The following is a 14,970-nucleotide window of genomic DNA, read 5'->3' as shown; positions in this document are numbered from 1 at the left end:
CGGAATCCTGGAGAGAACATGAAAACTGTCGGCGAAAAACTCGAAGCATTCAGGGTCAATGGCGTCAAGCCCGGCTTCAATGCGCATGAAGAAAACGGCGCTTCGGCGTTCGAGACCATCACGGAAAGCTCGTTCCCTGGCAAGTGGAAGATCATCTACTTCTACCCGAAGGACTTTACGTTCGTGTGCCCGACCGAGATCGTCGGGTTCGCGAAGCTGGCCAAGGATTTCGAAGATCGCGATGCCGTCCTGATGGGCGGCTCGGTCGACAACGAATTCGTGAAGCTGGCGTGGCGCCGGGAACATCCGGACCTGTCCAGGCTGAACCACTACCAGTTTGGCGACGTGCGCGGTGAACTGGTGGATCAGCTGGGCATCCGCGACAAGACGGAAGGCGTGGCGCTGCGTGCCACATTCATCGTGGACCCTGACAACACCATTCAGCACGTCTCGGTCAACAATCTGAACGTCGGCCGCAACCCTGAAGAAGTACTGCGCTTGCTGGACGGCCTGCAAACCGACGAGCTGTGCGCGTGCGGCCGTGATGTCGGCGGCTCGACGCTGTGACGCGTCATGGCACGGACGACGCCTGACAGGGTCATGCGCGTTGTCCACGCCGCAGCCGGTGCTGCGGCCGCCACCCACAAAGCCCGGTAGCCCCGGGCTTTCATTGACATCGAATCATAGGAAAACGCTATGGAATTCCTTGCATCAATCAAAGAAAGCATTCCCGACTATGCCAAAGACATCCGCCTGAATCTGGATGCCGTCATCAGCCGATCGTCCTTGTCGCCCGAAGACGCGGTGGGTTCGGCCCTGGCGGCGGCCTACGCGGCCAAGAGCAAGTTCCTGATCGACGCTTTCAAAAGCGGGCTGTCGGATACCGATGCGAACGCGGCGCTGACGGCGGCGGCGCTGATGGGCATGAACAACGTCTGGTATCCCTACCCGGAAATGTCTGACGACGCGCAATTAAGGACGCTCGCCCCGCAACTACGCATGAATGCGTATGCGACGCACGGCGGCGTCGACAAGAAGCGCTTCGAGCTGTTTGCGCTGGTGGCGTCCATCATTGGCAAATGCCATTTCTGCGTCAAGTCGCACTACGCGACGCTGAAGCAGGAAGGCCTGTCGACGGAACAACTGCGCGACGCCGGCCGGATCGCGGCCGTGGTGAACGCGGCCGCGCAAGTGCTGGCGGCCGAAGGCAAGTAAAAGAGAGGCGTTCGAGGACGCCTGATCATCAAGGTGCTGGCCTGTTCATGGGGCGTGAGCAAGTCTGTCAACAACACGTCCGTCGACTGTGAGGCCAGACGGACGTTTTGCCGTTCACGAATTCGGATTGGGCCGGACCATTGGACGATGGTGGCCCTGAAGCGGATGGGCGATCCCCTTGTCGCCGTAGACGCCAATCACTTGCGCGATCACTACCTGAAAGCCGTTGAGCCATTGTGCTTGCTGACGCTTGGCGGCAATGTGGGCCGGATGGGCCATCAGGGTTTCCAATCGTGCATGGAATCCCAGTAGTACACGTTGGAGACCAGGCCGGTCGCTGGATTTTCCCAAGTTTCTTCACCCAGGTAGCCCTCGATTTCCTTCGCAGCGCCGGCAATCACCTTGTCGAGTGCGTGGAAAGCGTCGTCGTAGCGCCCTGCGGCAAACGTGAATGTCGACGAATACAGAGCGGGTGCCTCCGCAGGAGGAACGTCGTTGACCACGCTAGGCTCCGCCTTCGCCGTCGTACAGATCCTTGAACACGACCGGTTCGGGCTTGCGCGCCAGCATCGCCACCACCGTGGCGGCGATGCCTTCCTTGCGGCCCAGATAGCCCAGGGACTCGTTGGTCTTGGCCTTGATGTTGACGCAGTTGACCGGAATGCGCAGGTCGTCGGCAATATTGCGCACCATGGCCGGCGCATGCGGCCCGATCTTGGGGGCCTGTGCATGCACGGTGGCATCGACGTTCACCACCTGCCAGCCGGCGTCGTCCACGCGCTGCATGGCGGTACGCAGCAGCACGCGGCTGTCCGCGCCGGCATAGGCGGCATCGGTGTCGGGAAACAGGCGGCCAATGTCGCCCAGCGCCGCGGCGCCCAGCACCGCGTCGGTGATCGCATGCAGCAGCACGTCGGCGTCCGAATGTCCCAGCAAACCGTGGGTATGCGGAATCGTCACGCCACCGATGATCAGCGGCCGATCGGGCACCAGGGCATGCACATCGAACCCCTGGCCGATGCGAAAGGGGAAGTAGCTGGGGGGGGCATCATGCGTGGTCATCGATCCATCTTTCCATCAAGTCAAAATCTTCGGGCCAGGTCAGCTTGAAATTCTTCAATGAGCCCGGAACTAAGCAGGGTGCGTAGCCTAGCGCTTCCATGGCGCTGGCTTCGTCGGTCACGACGGTGCCTTGCCGGACGGCAGTATCAAGCGCCGCGCGCAGCAGGCCGGCGGGAAACATCTGCGGCGTCTGCGCCTGCCACAAGTGGTCTCGCGGCACGGTGGCCGCCACGCGCGGTGGCTGGGCGCGGTCCGGATCTTGCGACTTGATCGTGTCGGCAACGCGCATGGCGACCAGGCCGCCGGTGGTTTCGCCTGGGTTGCCCCCGGCCTGATTCAGGCAGGTGTCAATCAGATCGGCAAGAATGGCTGCCGACAATCCCGGACGCGCCGCATCATGGACCAGCGCCCAGGCGTCATCGGGCAGGTCCAGCGCTGCCAGGGTGTTGCGGACAGTGTCGGCCCGGGTGGCGCCACCGCAAGGCAGGATGTCGACACGGTCCATGCCCTGCAAGGCCTCAGGGGCCCAGGGGTCGCCCTCGGTCACGGCGACCACGACACGGGTGATGCGGGCGTCCTGCAGCAAGGCGTGCACCGCGCGGCGCAGCATCGGCTGGCCCGCCAGCAGGCGGTACTGTTTGGGCGTGACGGATCTGGACGTCGCTGCGTGGTTAGTATCGGCTTGGCGCGGGGCAGCCCGCGCACCGACGCCGGCCGCAGGGACGATTGCGATTAACTGAGGGGGTGCGTGCATGCCTCCTATAATACGGAATTGCCGTGACGCTCGCGCTGGCCCCCGGCGCGGATCACTCAACCTTGACACTGATGTCCGCTCCCACCTCCGCTATCAAGCCGTCTGCCTCCCCCTCCCGTCCCGTGACCGACGGCCTTCCTGCGCCGTCTGCCTTGACGCGTGCGCTGCTCGCAGCGCTCAAGACGGGGGAACGTTATGGCCAGCCACGTCCTCCGGGCGCGGGCGATGCCTGGCTGCTGGCGGATCTGGCCCGGCAGGCAAAACGCCCCCTGGCCATCCTGACGGCCGACCCGCTCGATGCGCAGCGCCTGGCTGAAGAAATCCGCCAGTTCGCGCCCGAACTGCGGGTGAATCAATTCCCTGACTGGGAAACGCTGCCTTACGACGCGTTTTCGCCGCATGAAGACCTGATCTCGGAACGCCTGAAGGCGCTCCATGGCCTGTCGAGCGGCACGGTGGACGTGTTGACGGTGCCGGTCACGACCGCCATGTACCGGCTCGCGCCGCCGTCGTTCCTGGCGGCCTACACGTTCTCGTTCAAGCAGGGCGACCGGCTGGACGAATCGGCGCTGCGCGCGCAGCTGACGCTTGCCAACTACTCGCACGTCACGCAAGTGACGGCGCCGGGCGAGTTCTGCATTCGTGGCGGACTGATCGACCTGTTCCCGATGGGGTCGGCCCTGCCCTACCGGATCGACCTGTTCGATGACACCATCGAATCGATCCGCAGCTTCGACATCGACACGCAGCGCAGCGTCTATCCGGTCAAGGAAGTGCAGATGCTGCCGGGCCGTGAGTTCCCGATGGACGAGGCCGCGCGCAACGACTTTCGCGCCCGCTTCCGGGAATTCTTTGAAGGCGACCCGTCACGGGCCATGCCGTACAAGGACATCGGCAGCGGCATCGCCTTTCCGGGTGTCGAGTACTACCTGCCGCTGTTCTTTGACGACACCGCCACGCTGTTCGACTACCTGCCCAAGGACGCGATCACGGTCACGTTGGGCGATACCGAAGACGCGATCCGCCGCTTTGAAGCCGACACGGCCAGCCGGTATGGCTTCCTGAAAAGCGACCGCGAACGGCCGATTCTGGCGCCCGCCCGCATCTTCCTGGACACTGAAGGCCTGTTCGGCCACCTGCGGCAGTTTCCCCGGCTGGCGCTGACCGCCGATCGCAATCACCCGTCTTTCATCACGCCGCCCGACGTGGCCGTGCAGCGCAAGGCCGACGACCCGGTGGCGCGCCTGCGGGCACAGGTTTCGGCCGCCGACACCCATGTGTTGCTGTGCGCCGAATCGGCGGGCCGGCGCGAGACCATCGTGCAGATGCTGGGGGACTTCGGCCTGCATCCGCAACCGGTGGAATCGGTGCAGGATTTCCTGGCGCGGCCCAGCGGCTTTGCCATCGGCATTGCACCGTTGTCGTCGGGCTTTGGCCTGGCCGACAGCAAGCTGCTGTTCCTGACCGAAAGCGACCTGTTCACGGGTCACACGGTCCGCCGCGGCAAGCGCAATCAGGAACGGGCCAGCAACGTCGAATCGATGGTGCGCGACCTGTCCGAACTGCGGGTGGGGGATCCGGTCGTCCATACGCAGCACGGCATCGGGCGCTACCAGGGCCTGATCGTGATGGACATCGGCGAAGGGGACATGGAATTTCTGCACCTGGAGTACAACGGCGGCAGCACGCTGTATGTTCCCGTGTCGCAGCTCCATGTGATCTCGCGCTACAGCGGGTCGGACCCCGAAACGGCGCCCTTGCATCAACTGGGTTCGGGCCAGTGGGACAAGGCGCGGCGCAAGGCCGCATCCCAGGCACGCGATGCCGCGGCCGAACTGCTGAACATCTACGCCCGCCGCGCCTTGCGCGAAGGCTTTGCATTCAAGCTGCCGCTGTCCGACTACGAAGCGTTTGCGGAATCCTTCGGCTTTGAAGAAACCGTGGACCAGTCGCTGGCGATCAAAGCCGTGATTCAGGACATGACGTCCGGCAAACCGATGGATAGGCTGGTGTGCGGCGACGTTGGCTTTGGCAAGACCGAAGTTGCGCTGCGTGCCGCCTTCCTGTCGGTGATGAACAGCAAGCAGGTGGCCATTCTTTGCCCCACCACCCTGCTTGCCGAACAGCATGCGCAAAACTTTGCTGACCGGTTTGCGGACTGGCCGGTGCGCGTGGCGGAGCTGTCCCGTTTCAAGTCGGCCAAGGAAATGGCTGTCTCGATCGACCTGATCAACGAAGGCAAGATCGACATCGTGATCGGTACCCACAAGCTGCTGTCCGACAAGGTCAAGTTCAAGAACCTGGGCCTGGTCATCATCGACGAGGAACACCGTTTTGGCGTGCGCCAGAAGGAAGCCCTGAAGGCGCTGCGCGCCGAGGTGGACGTGCTGACGCTGACCGCTACGCCGATTCCACGCACGCTGGGGCTGTCCCTGGAAGGCATCCGCGACTTTTCCGTGATTGCCACGGCGCCGCAGAAGCGGCTGGCGATCAAGACCTTCGTGCGCCGGGAAGACAACAGCACCGTGCGCGAAGCGTTGTTGCGCGAATTGAAGCGCGGCGGGCAGGTCTACTTCCTGCACAATGAAGTGGACACCATCCACAATCGGCGCGCCAAGCTGGAAGAACTGGTGCCCGAAGCGCGTATTGCCGTGGCCCATGGCCAGATGCCCGAACGGGAACTGGAACAGGTCATGAAGGGCTTCTATCAACAGAAGTTCAACGTGCTGCTGTGCACGACCATCATTGAAACCGGCATTGACGTGCCGAGCGCCAACACCATCGTCATCCACCGTGCCGATCGTTTTGGCCTGGCCCAGTTGCACCAGTTGCGCGGCCGCGTCGGGCGCTCGCACCACCAGGCCTATGCCTATCTGATGACCCCGGGCGAAGACGCCATCACCAGCAACGCCAAGAAGCGGCTCGAAGCCATTCAGGCCATGGAAGAACTCGGTTCCGGTTTCTACCTGGCCATGCACGATCTGGAAATCCGCGGCGTGGGCGAAGTGCTGGGCGAGAACCAGTCGGGCAACATCCAGGAAGTCGGCTTCCAGATGTACAACGACATGCTCAATGAAGCCGTCCGTGCACTGAAGGACGGCCGCGAGCCCGACCTGAATGCGCCACTGTCGGCCACCACCGAAATCAATCTGCACGTGCCTGCCCTGCTGCCCAACGATTACTGCGGCGACGTGCATGCGCGCCTGGCCGTGTACAAGCGGTTGGCCAATTGCGAGGATGCCGACGCGGTCGACATCATTCAGGAAGAACTGATCGACCGATTCGGCAAGCTGCCCGAACCGGCGCGCGCGCTGATCGACATTCATCGTTTGCGGCTGCAGGCCAAGGGCGTGGGCGTGATCAAGATCGACGCCAGCGAAGCTGCCGCCGTGATGCAATTCGTGCCGAATCCGCCGATCGACCCGATGCGCATCATCACGCTGGTGCAGAAGAACAAGCACATCAAAATTGCCGGGCCGGACAAGCTGCGCATCGAGATCAAGGCGCCCGACCTGAAGTCGCGGGTCGAAGCCGTCCGGACGACCTTGCGGTCGCTGGTCTGACGCGGTGCCGATGCACGCGGTAAGTGAACCCGGCGCGCCTTCCCGCGTGGCGGACCTTGGGCCGGCGTGGATCCGGGCGGTCTGCGTCCCTGCGGGCTGCGGCCGCGCGCTCCTTATTCTTACCTCTCTACGTATTTACCTTCGATCATGACCCATCTCGTTGTCCAGGCGCCGGTGCTTGCCGATGCCGATCTTTCCCACCTCCAGACGCTGGTGCAGGCCAGGCGCGACATCGACCTCGCGCCGCATGCGCTGCGCATGACGGACGTGCGCGACGACGCCGAGACGCGTGCCGCGGTCAAGACCTACTGCACCGAGGCAGGCATTGACTGGGCGTTTGTCGAGCCGGGCGCGCGCCTGAAGGACTGGAAAGTGCTGGCGATGGACATGGACTCGACGCTGATCTCGATCGAATGCATCGACGAAATCGCGGACATGGCCGGGCTGAAAGCGCAGGTGTCCGCCATTACCGAAGCCGCCATGCGCGGCGAGATCACTGACTTCAAGGACAGCCTGCGCCGGCGCGTTGCGCTGCTGCGCGGCCTGCCACTGGACGCCTTGCAGCAGGTGTATATCGAACGATTGAAGCTGAACCCCGGCGCCGAACGGCTGGTCTCGACCGCGCGCGACATGGGGGTCAAGACGCTGCTGGTATCCGGCGGGTTTACCTGGTTCACGGGCCGGTTGAAAGAGCGGCTGAACCTGGATGCCGCCTACGCCAATACGTTGTCAGTCGACGCGCAGGGACGCCTGACCGGTGACGTGGACGGCGACATTCTGGATGCCCAGGCCAAGGCCGATCATCTGGTCGCGTTTGCCAAGCTGCATGGCGCCCTGCCCTCGCAGGCGATCGCGATGGGCGATGGCGCCAATGACCTGACGATGATGGGCGTAGCGGGCCTGAGCGTGGCCTACCATGCCAAGCCGGTGGTGCGCGATCAGGCCACGCGGTCGATCAATGTGTGCGGGCTGGACAGCGCCTTGAACTGGTTCGAAGACACCGCAGGCCGCTGAGCGGAGCACGCACTTTCGGTATCTGCATCGGGTCGGACGTGTTCTTGCGCCATGCGGGCAAGGTGCGTTTTGCTTTCGGACCGATCTGCCCTGCGGGCACGCGGCGGCTCAGCTATGTGAGCAGCCACGTGCCTGCCACCCGCATTACCTGTCCGTGCGCACGTACGGCGTGCCGATGGCGTGATACACGTTCTGCTGCACGTCCTGCACCTGGGCGTCCAGGGTCTGGCGTTCAGGCCGGCTCAACCACTCGGCCAGCGCGTCCTCATTGGAAGGCGTGGCCGACGTGAACTCCAGGATCTCGACATAACGCGCTTCGTCGTGCGTTTCCTGATAGATGCGGTAGCGTCGGCAGCCGGTCATCTCGCGCGTCGCGGTCGCTTCCTGCTGCGCCTGATCCAACGTCAGACCGAGTGGCCGCCGCGTGTGGCGCACCACCACGGACGATCCGGTGTGATGCGCCGGATCCGCATGGCGGGTGCCGGCAGGCGCCAGCGCCAGTTGCCGCAGATTCAGCCGGATGCGGTCTTTTCCAAAGAAGCTCCAGATCCGGCCCGACCACGGGCTGGGATGCGTCGTCACGTGCTGGAAGCCAGGGCTGGCTTCGACTGACTCATCGACGGTTTCGTACAAGGCCAGGAACTTGGGAAAGGCCTCGTCGCTGAAGTAGCGCGTGCCGCTGACGAAGCCATCCAGGTCGACGATTTGCGGAATGTGCTCGCGTTCGTACCAGGCATTGAATTCTTCTTCGCGTTCCGGGGCCACGTGCAGCCAGACGGCGATCATGCCGGAGGGAACCGCGCCGGCGGTGCGGGTCGCGGACCCTGATGCGGCGCTTGCTGCGGTCAGTGCTGCCGCGGTCGGTGCTGCTGCGGGCCGTGCGACAGTTCCTGCGGCCGTCGCTGTTGCGTTCGTTTCGCCGGTCGGTGCTGCAGGGACGCTGCCGTGCGTCGTCGTCATGTTCGTCATCGTTCACTCCATCTTGATATTGGCGTCAGCAATCACGCGCTTCCACAGCACGAGTTCGCTGGCGACCAGCTTGTCGAACGCCGCCGGCAAACCGGGCGACGGATCCGCGCCCGCTGCGGCCAGCTGCGCGCGCACGTCGGGCTTGTCCAGCGCGATCGTCAACTCGCGGTTCAACCGGTCCACGATCGCAGGCGGCGTGCCTGCGGGCGCGATCAGTCCGTACCAGGCAACCACCTCGGCGCCCGGCAAGCCCGCCTGCGCTACCGTCGGCACACCCGGCAGCGCGGCGGACGGCGACGGGCCCGCGATTGCGATTGGCCGCAATTGCCCTGCCTTGATGAACCCCAGCACGGGTGGCACACCACTGAACAGCATCTGCACCCGGTGCGCCAGCATGTCGGTCACGGCATCCTGATTGCCCTTGTACGGCACGTGCACGATGTTCACCTTGGCCAAGGAACGGAACAGCTCCCCGGCAAGGTGGTTCGTACTTCCGATGCCCGACGACGCAAAGTTCAATTGCCCCGGATGCGCCTTGGCGTAGGCCACCAGTTCGGGCAGCGTCTTGACTGGGATCGCGGGGTCGACCAGCAGCACGTTTGGGCTGCTGGCAATCAGCCCGATCATGGCCAGATCCTTTTGCGTATCGAAGGGCATCTTGTCGCCATACAGGGCCGGGTTGACCGTCATGGGTCCGGTCGTGCCGATGCCGATGGTGTAGCCGTCTTTCGGCGCCTTGGCGACCAGATCGACACCGATGTTGCCGCCCGCGCCGCCCCGGTTTTCCACGACCACGGTCTGCTTGAGTTGCTGCGACAACGGGATCGCCAGCGCGCGCGCCAGGATATCCACCGTGCTGCCCGCCGCGAACGGTGCGATCAACCGGATCGGCCGCGCCGGGTAATCCTGCGCCGCGGCGGGCAAGGCGGTGGCAAGCGCCAGCAGCCCCGCCGCCAGGATGGAAAGTTTCATGCTGTCTCCTGCATCGTGTTGTTGGTGTTCTTGTTGGTGATGTTGGTGATGTTGTTGTTGGTGTTGTTGGTGCTGGTGATGTTGTTGATGATCTTGTTGGTGTTGTTGGTGTTGTTGGTGTTGTTGGTGTTGTTGCCCTTTCTCTGGCGGATGTTATTGACGCCGGTGCCAACCTGGCGAAGCCCCAGGCGCCGTCGCGCGCCACATCCCGGATGTCTGACCAGGCATCCTTGCCGTCACGGCAATTAGTTGACTATGACAACTATTCTGCGCCTGTGGCGCGATCTTGCAACGGGGGTTCGCCCTGCTGCGAATACAGCGGCAACCCGGCGAACGGCATGCGCGCCTGCAGCACCACGCCTTCTTCCGCCTCGGTGATGAACAACGTTCGGTTATCCGGCCCGCCGTAGGCGACGTTGGTCGTGCGCCGCCCCGCGCACGACCGCACTCGCAACATCGGTTCGCCGTTGGCACTGAACAGCCAGACGGTGCCCGCGCCGGCGTGAACCACGGCCAGATTGCCTTCCACGTCCACGGCCAGCCCATCGGGGCCGGTCGGGCTGCCGGACAACTGGATGAAGCGGCTCAGTTTCCCGATCGCGCCGCCCGCGCCGTTGGCTACGCTGGCTCCACCGTCTCCGCTGATTCCACCGTCTCCGCTGGCTCCACCGTCCCCTCTGGCCCCACGGTCTCGGCTGGTTCCACCTTCTCCTCTGACTCCACCGTCTGCGCTGTATCCGCTGGCTGCACTTGCCGCATCGGCTCGGCTCCCGACACTGGCACCTATCCCAAGGCTGTAGATTGCGTTGTCCCGCGTGATGGCGATATACACCAGCCGCCCATCGGGACTGAACGCGATGCCGTTCGGGCCGGCAAGTCCGTCGATCACACACTCCAGCACGCCCGTGCCCGCCCTCAGCCGATAGACCCTGCCCGTCGGCCGTCGTAAGTCGCTGCCGCCCTGATCCGTGAACCACAGGTCCCCATCCGGCGCGAACGTCAGGTCGTTGACGCCCTGCAGCGCGACCGATTGGGGCGTGGCGCCCACGACGCCGTTGAAGCCGCCCTGGCCGTCCAGACACACGATGCCATGGCGCCGGTCCGCAACAAACACCCGGCCATCGCGGTGTAGCGCCAGGCCGTTGGGCTCGCCGTCGTAATCGGCCGCGACTGCAAAGTCGCCGGCTCGGGTCACGCTGAACACACGTCCATGGGCCAGGTCGGTGCAATACAGCGTGCCGTTGCGGTCAAACGCCGGGCCTTCAAGAAAGGAATGCAGGGGGCCCGCACCACGGGCCTCGACCCAGGGGGACGGGTAGTCCATGCGATGCCACGCGGCAGGCAGCACGGCGAATCGTTCGGTGGGCAGGTCTGGCGGCGCAGCGTACATGGCGGCTCCGAAGGCAAAAGGCCATCATGAACGCCTGACCGGCTGCCGGGATAACGGTTTATGCAGATTGCAGCCATCTGGTATCGAGATGGCCCGTATCATGGCGGAATCATGGACCTTCGCCGCCTTCGCTACTTCGTCGTCATCCTGGAAACCGGCAGCTTTTCCCAAGCCGCGGCCAAGCTGCATATCGTGCAGAGCGCGCTCAGCACGCAGATCCAGAAACTGGAAGCCTCGCTGGGCGTGCAGCTGTTCGTACGGGACGCACAAGGTGTGCGGCCGACGGCGGCAGGCACCCGCCTGCTCGTCCATGCACGCGACATTCTGGACCGGATTGCCGCAGCGGAACGGGACGTGAAAGTTCACGGACAGGCCGAAGGCGGAGTGGTGCGGATCGGTATCCCGAGCAGCATCAGCCGCATGCTGACGGTGCCGCTGCTCAAGGCCGTCGAAGCTGCCCTTCCCGGCCTGACGCTGCAGATCGTCGAAGCGCTGACGGCCGAACTCGAAGCCATGCTGATGCAGGACAAGCTCGACATAGCACTGCTGATGGTGGCGGGCGACGCGTCGGGCAGCTTTGAAACGCAGCACTTGCGCAACGAGCCGCTGTACCTGGTCGGCCATCCGGACGCCGCGCGTGACTGGCCGGCCACCGTGCCGATCGCGGCGTTGGACGGGATCGACCTTATCTTGCCGACCGCCCGTCACGGCGTGCGTCAGGCACTGACGCGCGAAGCCGCGCAGCAAGGCCTGCGGCTGCGGATCAAACATGAACTGGATTCGATCCCACGCACCGCGCAACTGATCGCCGGCGGCGCTGGGGCGTCGGTGATGCTGGTGTCGTCGTTCGTGGAAGAATGGCGCGCCGGACTGGTCGCCGCGCGGCTGCTGGTGGACCTGCGGACGCCGGTCACCTTGCAGCAGGCCACCGCAAGAGGTGCCACGCACCCGGCGGTGGCCGAACTGCGCCGGCTGATTCAGGAAACCGCGCAGCGCCTGACCGCCGATGGGACCTGGCCGGATGGGACCGACGGGCCGGGGTTGAACGCAGTCGGGCCGGACGGCCCTATGTTGGCGCCAACTCCCTCTGGAAGCCCGCGCTAGGGCACCCAGGCCTCAGGCGACGTCGCCCCACAGATCGTGCGCGTCGGACCCGGCGATCTTGACCGACACGATCTCGCCAGCCTTGAACCGCTTCCAGGGCTTGTCGGGCGTCGCAATGAACACGTTGCCGTCGATCCCAGGCGCGTCGGCCATGGACCGGGCCACGCCGCCGTCCTGGTTGACTTCGTCAACGATGCACTTGATCGTCTTGCCCACACGGCGGGCCAGGCGCTTGCGCGAAATCTCTTCCTGCACCTGCATGAAACGACCCTGGCGCTCGGCGCGCACGTCGTCCGGCACCGGATCCGGCAGGTCGTTGGCGGTGGCGCCATCGACCGGCGAATAGGCAAAACAGCCCACACGGTCCAGCTGCGCTTCCCGCAGGAAGTCCAGCATCTCTTCGAACTCGGCGTCGGTTTCACCCGGGAAGCCGGCGATGAAGGTGCTGCGGATCGTCAGGTCCGGACAGATATCACGCCATGCACGAATCCGATCCAGATTGCGTTCCGACGAGGCCGGGCGCTTCATCAGCTTCAGGATGCGCTGGCTGGAATGCTGGAACGGGATATCCAGGTACGGCAGGATCCGCCCGCCATTGGCGTGCGTCTCGTTCATGAAGGGCAGCACTTCGTCCACGCTGGGGTACGGGTAGACGTAATGCAGGCGGACCCACACGCCCAGCTGCGACAATTCACGCGTCAGCTCGGTCATGCGCGTACGTACGGGCTTGCCGTTGACGAAGCCCGTGCGGTACTTGACGTCCACGCCGTAGGCGCTGGTGTCTTGCGAGATGACGAGGATTTCTTTGACGCCGGCCTTGACCAGGTTTTCGGCTTCCTTCATCACCTCGTTGATCGGCCGCGACACCAGGTCGCCGCGCATCGACGGGATGATGCAGAAGCTGCAACGGTGATTGCAACCTTCGGAAATCTTCAGGTAGGCGTAGTGCTTGGGCGTCAGGCGCACGCCTTGCGGTGGCACCAGATCTGCGAACGGATCGTGGGGACGCGGCAGGTGCAGATGCACGGCCGACATGACTTCGTGCGTGGCATGCGGGCCGGTCACGGCCAGCACCTTGGGATGCACCTTGCGCACCACGTTCTCGCCCCCCTCTTCCTTGGCGCCCAGGCAACCCGTCACGATCACCTTGCCGTTGGCCTGCAGGGCCTCGCCGATGGCGTCCAGGCTTTCGCGGACGGCGTCATCGATGAATCCACAGGTGTTGACGATGACTAGGTCGGCGTCTTCGTAGGTCTTGGACGTGTCGTAGCCTTCCGACCGCAGCTGGGTCAAGATGCTTTCGGCGTCGGACCCGGCCTTGGGACAGCCCAGGCTGACAAAGCCGATCTTGGGCGACACGCCGCCCGGCAGCGCCGATGCCGGCAGGCCGTCGGTCGGCAGCAAGGACGAAGGCAGACCGGAAGCAGGCAGCCCGGCCGCCGTCTTGGAAGCATCAGGCAGCGAAGCGAGGTTTTCTTGCAGTACGAGGGACATCTGGCGTGCCGACAGGGTTTGTCCTGGCGGCCGATAAGAGGGGAACCCGGCATTTTACAGGTACTTACCGGGTTGGCGCATTTTGCCGGGCTGGATGTGGCGCGGTCGCCCCACCTGACCCGGCGAAACCTCGGGCGCCATGTCGGGAAGGCTCTGGCGCAAACGGCCTCGATCCATGCCGCTCTGATGCAGCGCCACCTCCCCGCAACGCCACCATAGGGCCAAGCCGCCCTGCGACATTGCCGACCTCAACCTGCGCCAATTTACTGCAGCGCAGCCTCGAACGCTTCCGCGCCGAACACGGCCCCAGCCTGTTCGATCCGGCTGCGGATTTCTTGCGCGTCATGCACCCGCCGCAGCGATTCATGCAGTTCGCCGGCCTGGGGCCACGTCCGCTTCAGGTGCGTCAGCCACATCTTGACCCGCCCATGTTCATGGCGCGATGCCACGCGCGTCTGCAGCTTGTTCAGGTACTCGAGCAACTGCCCCAGCACGATCGGCCATTCCGATGCCTGCGGCATCGGGTCGGCCTGCCCGCGAATGCGCAGGGCCAGGAACGGGTCGGCTACCGCCCCCCGCCCGATCATCACGTCGTCGCAGCCACTGACAGCACGGCAACGCGCCCAGTCTTCCACGGTCCACACATCGCCGTTGGCGGTGACCGGCACATCCACGGCGTCGTCGATGCGTGCAATCCATTCCCAGTGCGCAGGCGGCCGGTAGCCTTCATCACGCGTGCGCGCATGGACAACCAGCGACGCCGCGCCGCCTTCCGCCAGGGCCCGCGCGCAATCCAGCGCCAGCGCCTTGTCGGTCACGCCCAGCCGCATCTTGGCGGTGACGCGAATGCTTGCCGGGACGGCGGCGCGAACGCTCGACACGATGGCGTGCAACTGTTCAGGATGCGCCAGCAGCATGGCGCCGCCGCCGTGCCGGTTGACCACCTTGGCCGGGCAGCCGAAATTCAGGTCGATCCCGTGCGGTGACACCCGCGCGGCCTGCGCCGCGTTGATGCCCATCCATTCCGGATCGCTGCCCAGCAGCTGGATCACCATGGGCGTGCCGCTGGGGGTGAACGCGCCGTGCAGCACTTCCGGGGTGTCCCTTTCATACACACGCAGCGGCAGCAAGGACCCGACCACCCGCACGAATTCGGACACGCACCCGTCCAGCCCGCCCTGCCGCGTCAGCATGTCGCGCATGACGTAATCGGCCAGCCCTTCCATGGGCGCAAGCACGAGCCGGCTCATGGGCAGGCCTTGCCAGGGAGGCGGGGCGTGATAGGGGAAGTGATAGGGGACGTGACGTGGGACGTGACGTCGGGCGTGACGTGGGACGTAACGCCGTGCGGCATTGGCGCGCACCGCCCGCCCCGCGCCAATGCCGCACGGCGGCCAGGCCGCCGCAGCGGCCGGGAAACGTCAAAAGGGGGC

General features: G+C 64.7%; 12 protein-coding genes and 1 pseudogene. 5 read left to right on the top strand and 8 right to left on the bottom strand.

Annotated elements, in window-relative coordinates; genetic code table 11:
• The first annotated feature begins 18 nt into the window (after window positions 1–18).
• Together HD883_RS02130 and HD883_RS02125 are read left to right on the top strand one after the other, a co-directional pair.
• Window positions 19–567, top strand: a complete 549-nt coding sequence (locus HD883_RS02130) for a peroxiredoxin (protein WP_179588046.1) — start codon at window positions 19–21, stop codon at window positions 565–567.
• Window positions 568–696: 129 nt separating this feature from the next.
• Entirely contained in the window at window positions 697–1,215 is a 519-nt protein-coding gene (locus tag HD883_RS02125; RefSeq protein WP_179588047.1) for a carboxymuconolactone decarboxylase family protein, read from the top strand.
• A gap of 114 nt (window positions 1,216–1,329) precedes the next feature.
• Here the strand turns inward: HD883_RS02125 and HD883_RS02120 are convergent.
• The 3 genes and pseudogenes from HD883_RS02120 to HD883_RS02110 all read right to left on the bottom strand — a co-directional run bounded on the left by HD883_RS02120 (window position 1,330) and on the right by HD883_RS02110 (window position 3,031).
• Window positions 1,330–1,682 (bottom strand): annotated as a pseudogene (locus HD883_RS02120) (antibiotic biosynthesis monooxygenase family protein).
• Between the two features lie 37 nt (window positions 1,683–1,719).
• Window positions 1,720–2,277 carry a 2-C-methyl-D-erythritol 2,4-cyclodiphosphate synthase gene (ispF, locus tag HD883_RS02115; protein WP_179588048.1) on the bottom strand — a complete coding sequence of 186 codons (558 nt, stop codon included), beginning with the start codon at window positions 2,275–2,277 and terminating at the stop codon, window positions 1,720–1,722.
• Window positions 2,264–3,031 (bottom strand): IspD/TarI family cytidylyltransferase, encoded by a 768-nt coding sequence (locus HD883_RS02110; RefSeq protein ID WP_179588049.1) that lies wholly within the window; start codon window positions 3,029–3,031, stop codon window positions 2,264–2,266. Before HD883_RS02110 ends, ispF begins: the two co-directional genes overlap by 14 nt.
• A gap of 71 nt (window positions 3,032–3,102) precedes the next feature.
• On the opposite strand from HD883_RS02110, the gene mfd reads away from it, so the two are divergent.
• Both mfd and serB read left to right on the top strand, forming a co-directional pair.
• Window positions 3,103–6,594, top strand: coding sequence for a transcription-repair coupling factor (mfd, locus tag HD883_RS02105; RefSeq protein WP_179588050.1), 3,492 nt, complete (start codon window positions 3,103–3,105; stop codon window positions 6,592–6,594).
• A 147-nt stretch (window positions 6,595–6,741) separates the two neighbouring features.
• Window positions 6,742–7,608, top strand: a complete 867-nt coding sequence (gene serB, locus HD883_RS02100) for a phosphoserine phosphatase SerB (RefSeq protein WP_179588051.1) — start codon at window positions 6,742–6,744, stop codon at window positions 7,606–7,608.
• 144 nt (window positions 7,609–7,752) lie between these two features.
• On the opposite strand, the gene HD883_RS02095 is transcribed toward serB, so the two are convergent.
• From HD883_RS02095 to HD883_RS27515, 3 genes are all read right to left on the bottom strand, one after another.
• Complete coding sequence (locus HD883_RS02095; RefSeq protein WP_179588052.1) at window positions 7,753–8,577, bottom strand: DUF4286 family protein; 825 nt, start codon at window positions 8,575–8,577, stop codon at window positions 7,753–7,755.
• 3 nt (window positions 8,578–8,580) lie between these two features.
• Complete coding sequence (locus HD883_RS02090; protein ID WP_179588053.1) at window positions 8,581–9,549, bottom strand: tripartite tricarboxylate transporter substrate binding protein; 969 nt, start codon at window positions 9,547–9,549, stop codon at window positions 8,581–8,583.
• Between the two features lie 262 nt (window positions 9,550–9,811).
• Window positions 9,812–10,939 carry an SMP-30/gluconolactonase/LRE family protein gene (locus HD883_RS27515; RefSeq protein ID WP_257021953.1) on the bottom strand — a complete coding sequence of 376 codons (1,128 nt, stop codon included), beginning with the start codon at window positions 10,937–10,939 and terminating at the stop codon, window positions 9,812–9,814.
• Window positions 10,940–11,050: 111 nt separating this feature from the next.
• On the opposite strand from HD883_RS27515, the gene HD883_RS02080 reads away from it, so the two are divergent.
• On the top strand, window positions 11,051–12,043 hold the full coding sequence (locus HD883_RS02080) for a LysR family transcriptional regulator (RefSeq protein WP_179588054.1): 993 nt from the start codon (window positions 11,051–11,053) through the stop codon (window positions 12,041–12,043).
• A 12-nt stretch (window positions 12,044–12,055) separates the two neighbouring features.
• Here HD883_RS02080 and rimO read toward each other — a convergent pair whose 3' ends face one another.
• Both rimO and HD883_RS02070 read right to left on the bottom strand, forming a co-directional pair.
• Window positions 12,056–13,390, bottom strand: a complete 1,335-nt coding sequence (rimO, locus tag HD883_RS02075; protein WP_373563415.1) for a 30S ribosomal protein S12 methylthiotransferase RimO — start codon at window positions 13,388–13,390, stop codon at window positions 12,056–12,058.
• 410 nt (window positions 13,391–13,800) lie between these two features.
• Window positions 13,801–14,787, bottom strand: a complete 987-nt coding sequence (locus tag HD883_RS02070; RefSeq protein ID WP_179588056.1) for a tRNA dihydrouridine synthase — start codon at window positions 14,785–14,787, stop codon at window positions 13,801–13,803.
• Window positions 14,788–14,970 lie beyond the last annotated feature (183 nt).

Origin of the sequence: Pigmentiphaga litoralis, assembly GCF_013408655.1 — a bacterium.
Taxonomy (GTDB): Bacteria; Pseudomonadota; Gammaproteobacteria; order Burkholderiales; family Burkholderiaceae_B; genus Pigmentiphaga; species Pigmentiphaga litoralis_A.
This window is presented reverse-complemented; position numbering and strand designations above follow the sequence as displayed.

Excerpts from the sequence above, each read along its gene's own strand:
- HD883_RS02090 (WP_179588053.1), bottom strand. The coding sequence starts at position 9,549 with ATGAAACTTTCCATCCTGGCGGCGGGGCTGCTGGCGCTTGCCACCGCC.
- HD883_RS02130 (WP_179588046.1), top strand. The coding sequence starts at position 19 with ATGAAAACTGTCGGCGAAAAACTCGAAGCATTCAGGGTCAATGGCGTC.
- serB (WP_179588051.1), top strand. The coding sequence starts at position 6,742 with ATGACCCATCTCGTTGTCCAGGCGCCGGTGCTTGCCGATGCCGATCTT.
- HD883_RS27515 (WP_257021953.1), bottom strand. The coding sequence starts at position 10,939 with ATGTACGCTGCGCCGCCAGACCTGCCCACCGAACGATTCGCCGTGCTG.
- HD883_RS02070 (WP_179588056.1), bottom strand. The coding sequence starts at position 14,787 with ATGAGCCGGCTCGTGCTTGCGCCCATGGAAGGGCTGGCCGATTACGTC.
- HD883_RS02080 (WP_179588054.1), top strand. The coding sequence starts at position 11,051 with ATGGACCTTCGCCGCCTTCGCTACTTCGTCGTCATCCTGGAAACCGGC.
- ispF (WP_179588048.1), bottom strand. The coding sequence starts at position 2,277 with ATGACCACGCATGATGCCCCCCCCAGCTACTTCCCCTTTCGCATCGGC.
- mfd (WP_179588050.1), top strand. The coding sequence starts at position 3,103 with ATGTCCGCTCCCACCTCCGCTATCAAGCCGTCTGCCTCCCCCTCCCGT.
- HD883_RS02125 (WP_179588047.1), top strand. The coding sequence starts at position 697 with ATGGAATTCCTTGCATCAATCAAAGAAAGCATTCCCGACTATGCCAAA.
- HD883_RS02110 (WP_179588049.1), bottom strand. The coding sequence starts at position 3,031 with ATGCACGCACCCCCTCAGTTAATCGCAATCGTCCCTGCGGCCGGCGTC.
- HD883_RS02095 (WP_179588052.1), bottom strand. The coding sequence starts at position 8,577 with ATGACGAACATGACGACGACGCACGGCAGCGTCCCTGCAGCACCGACC.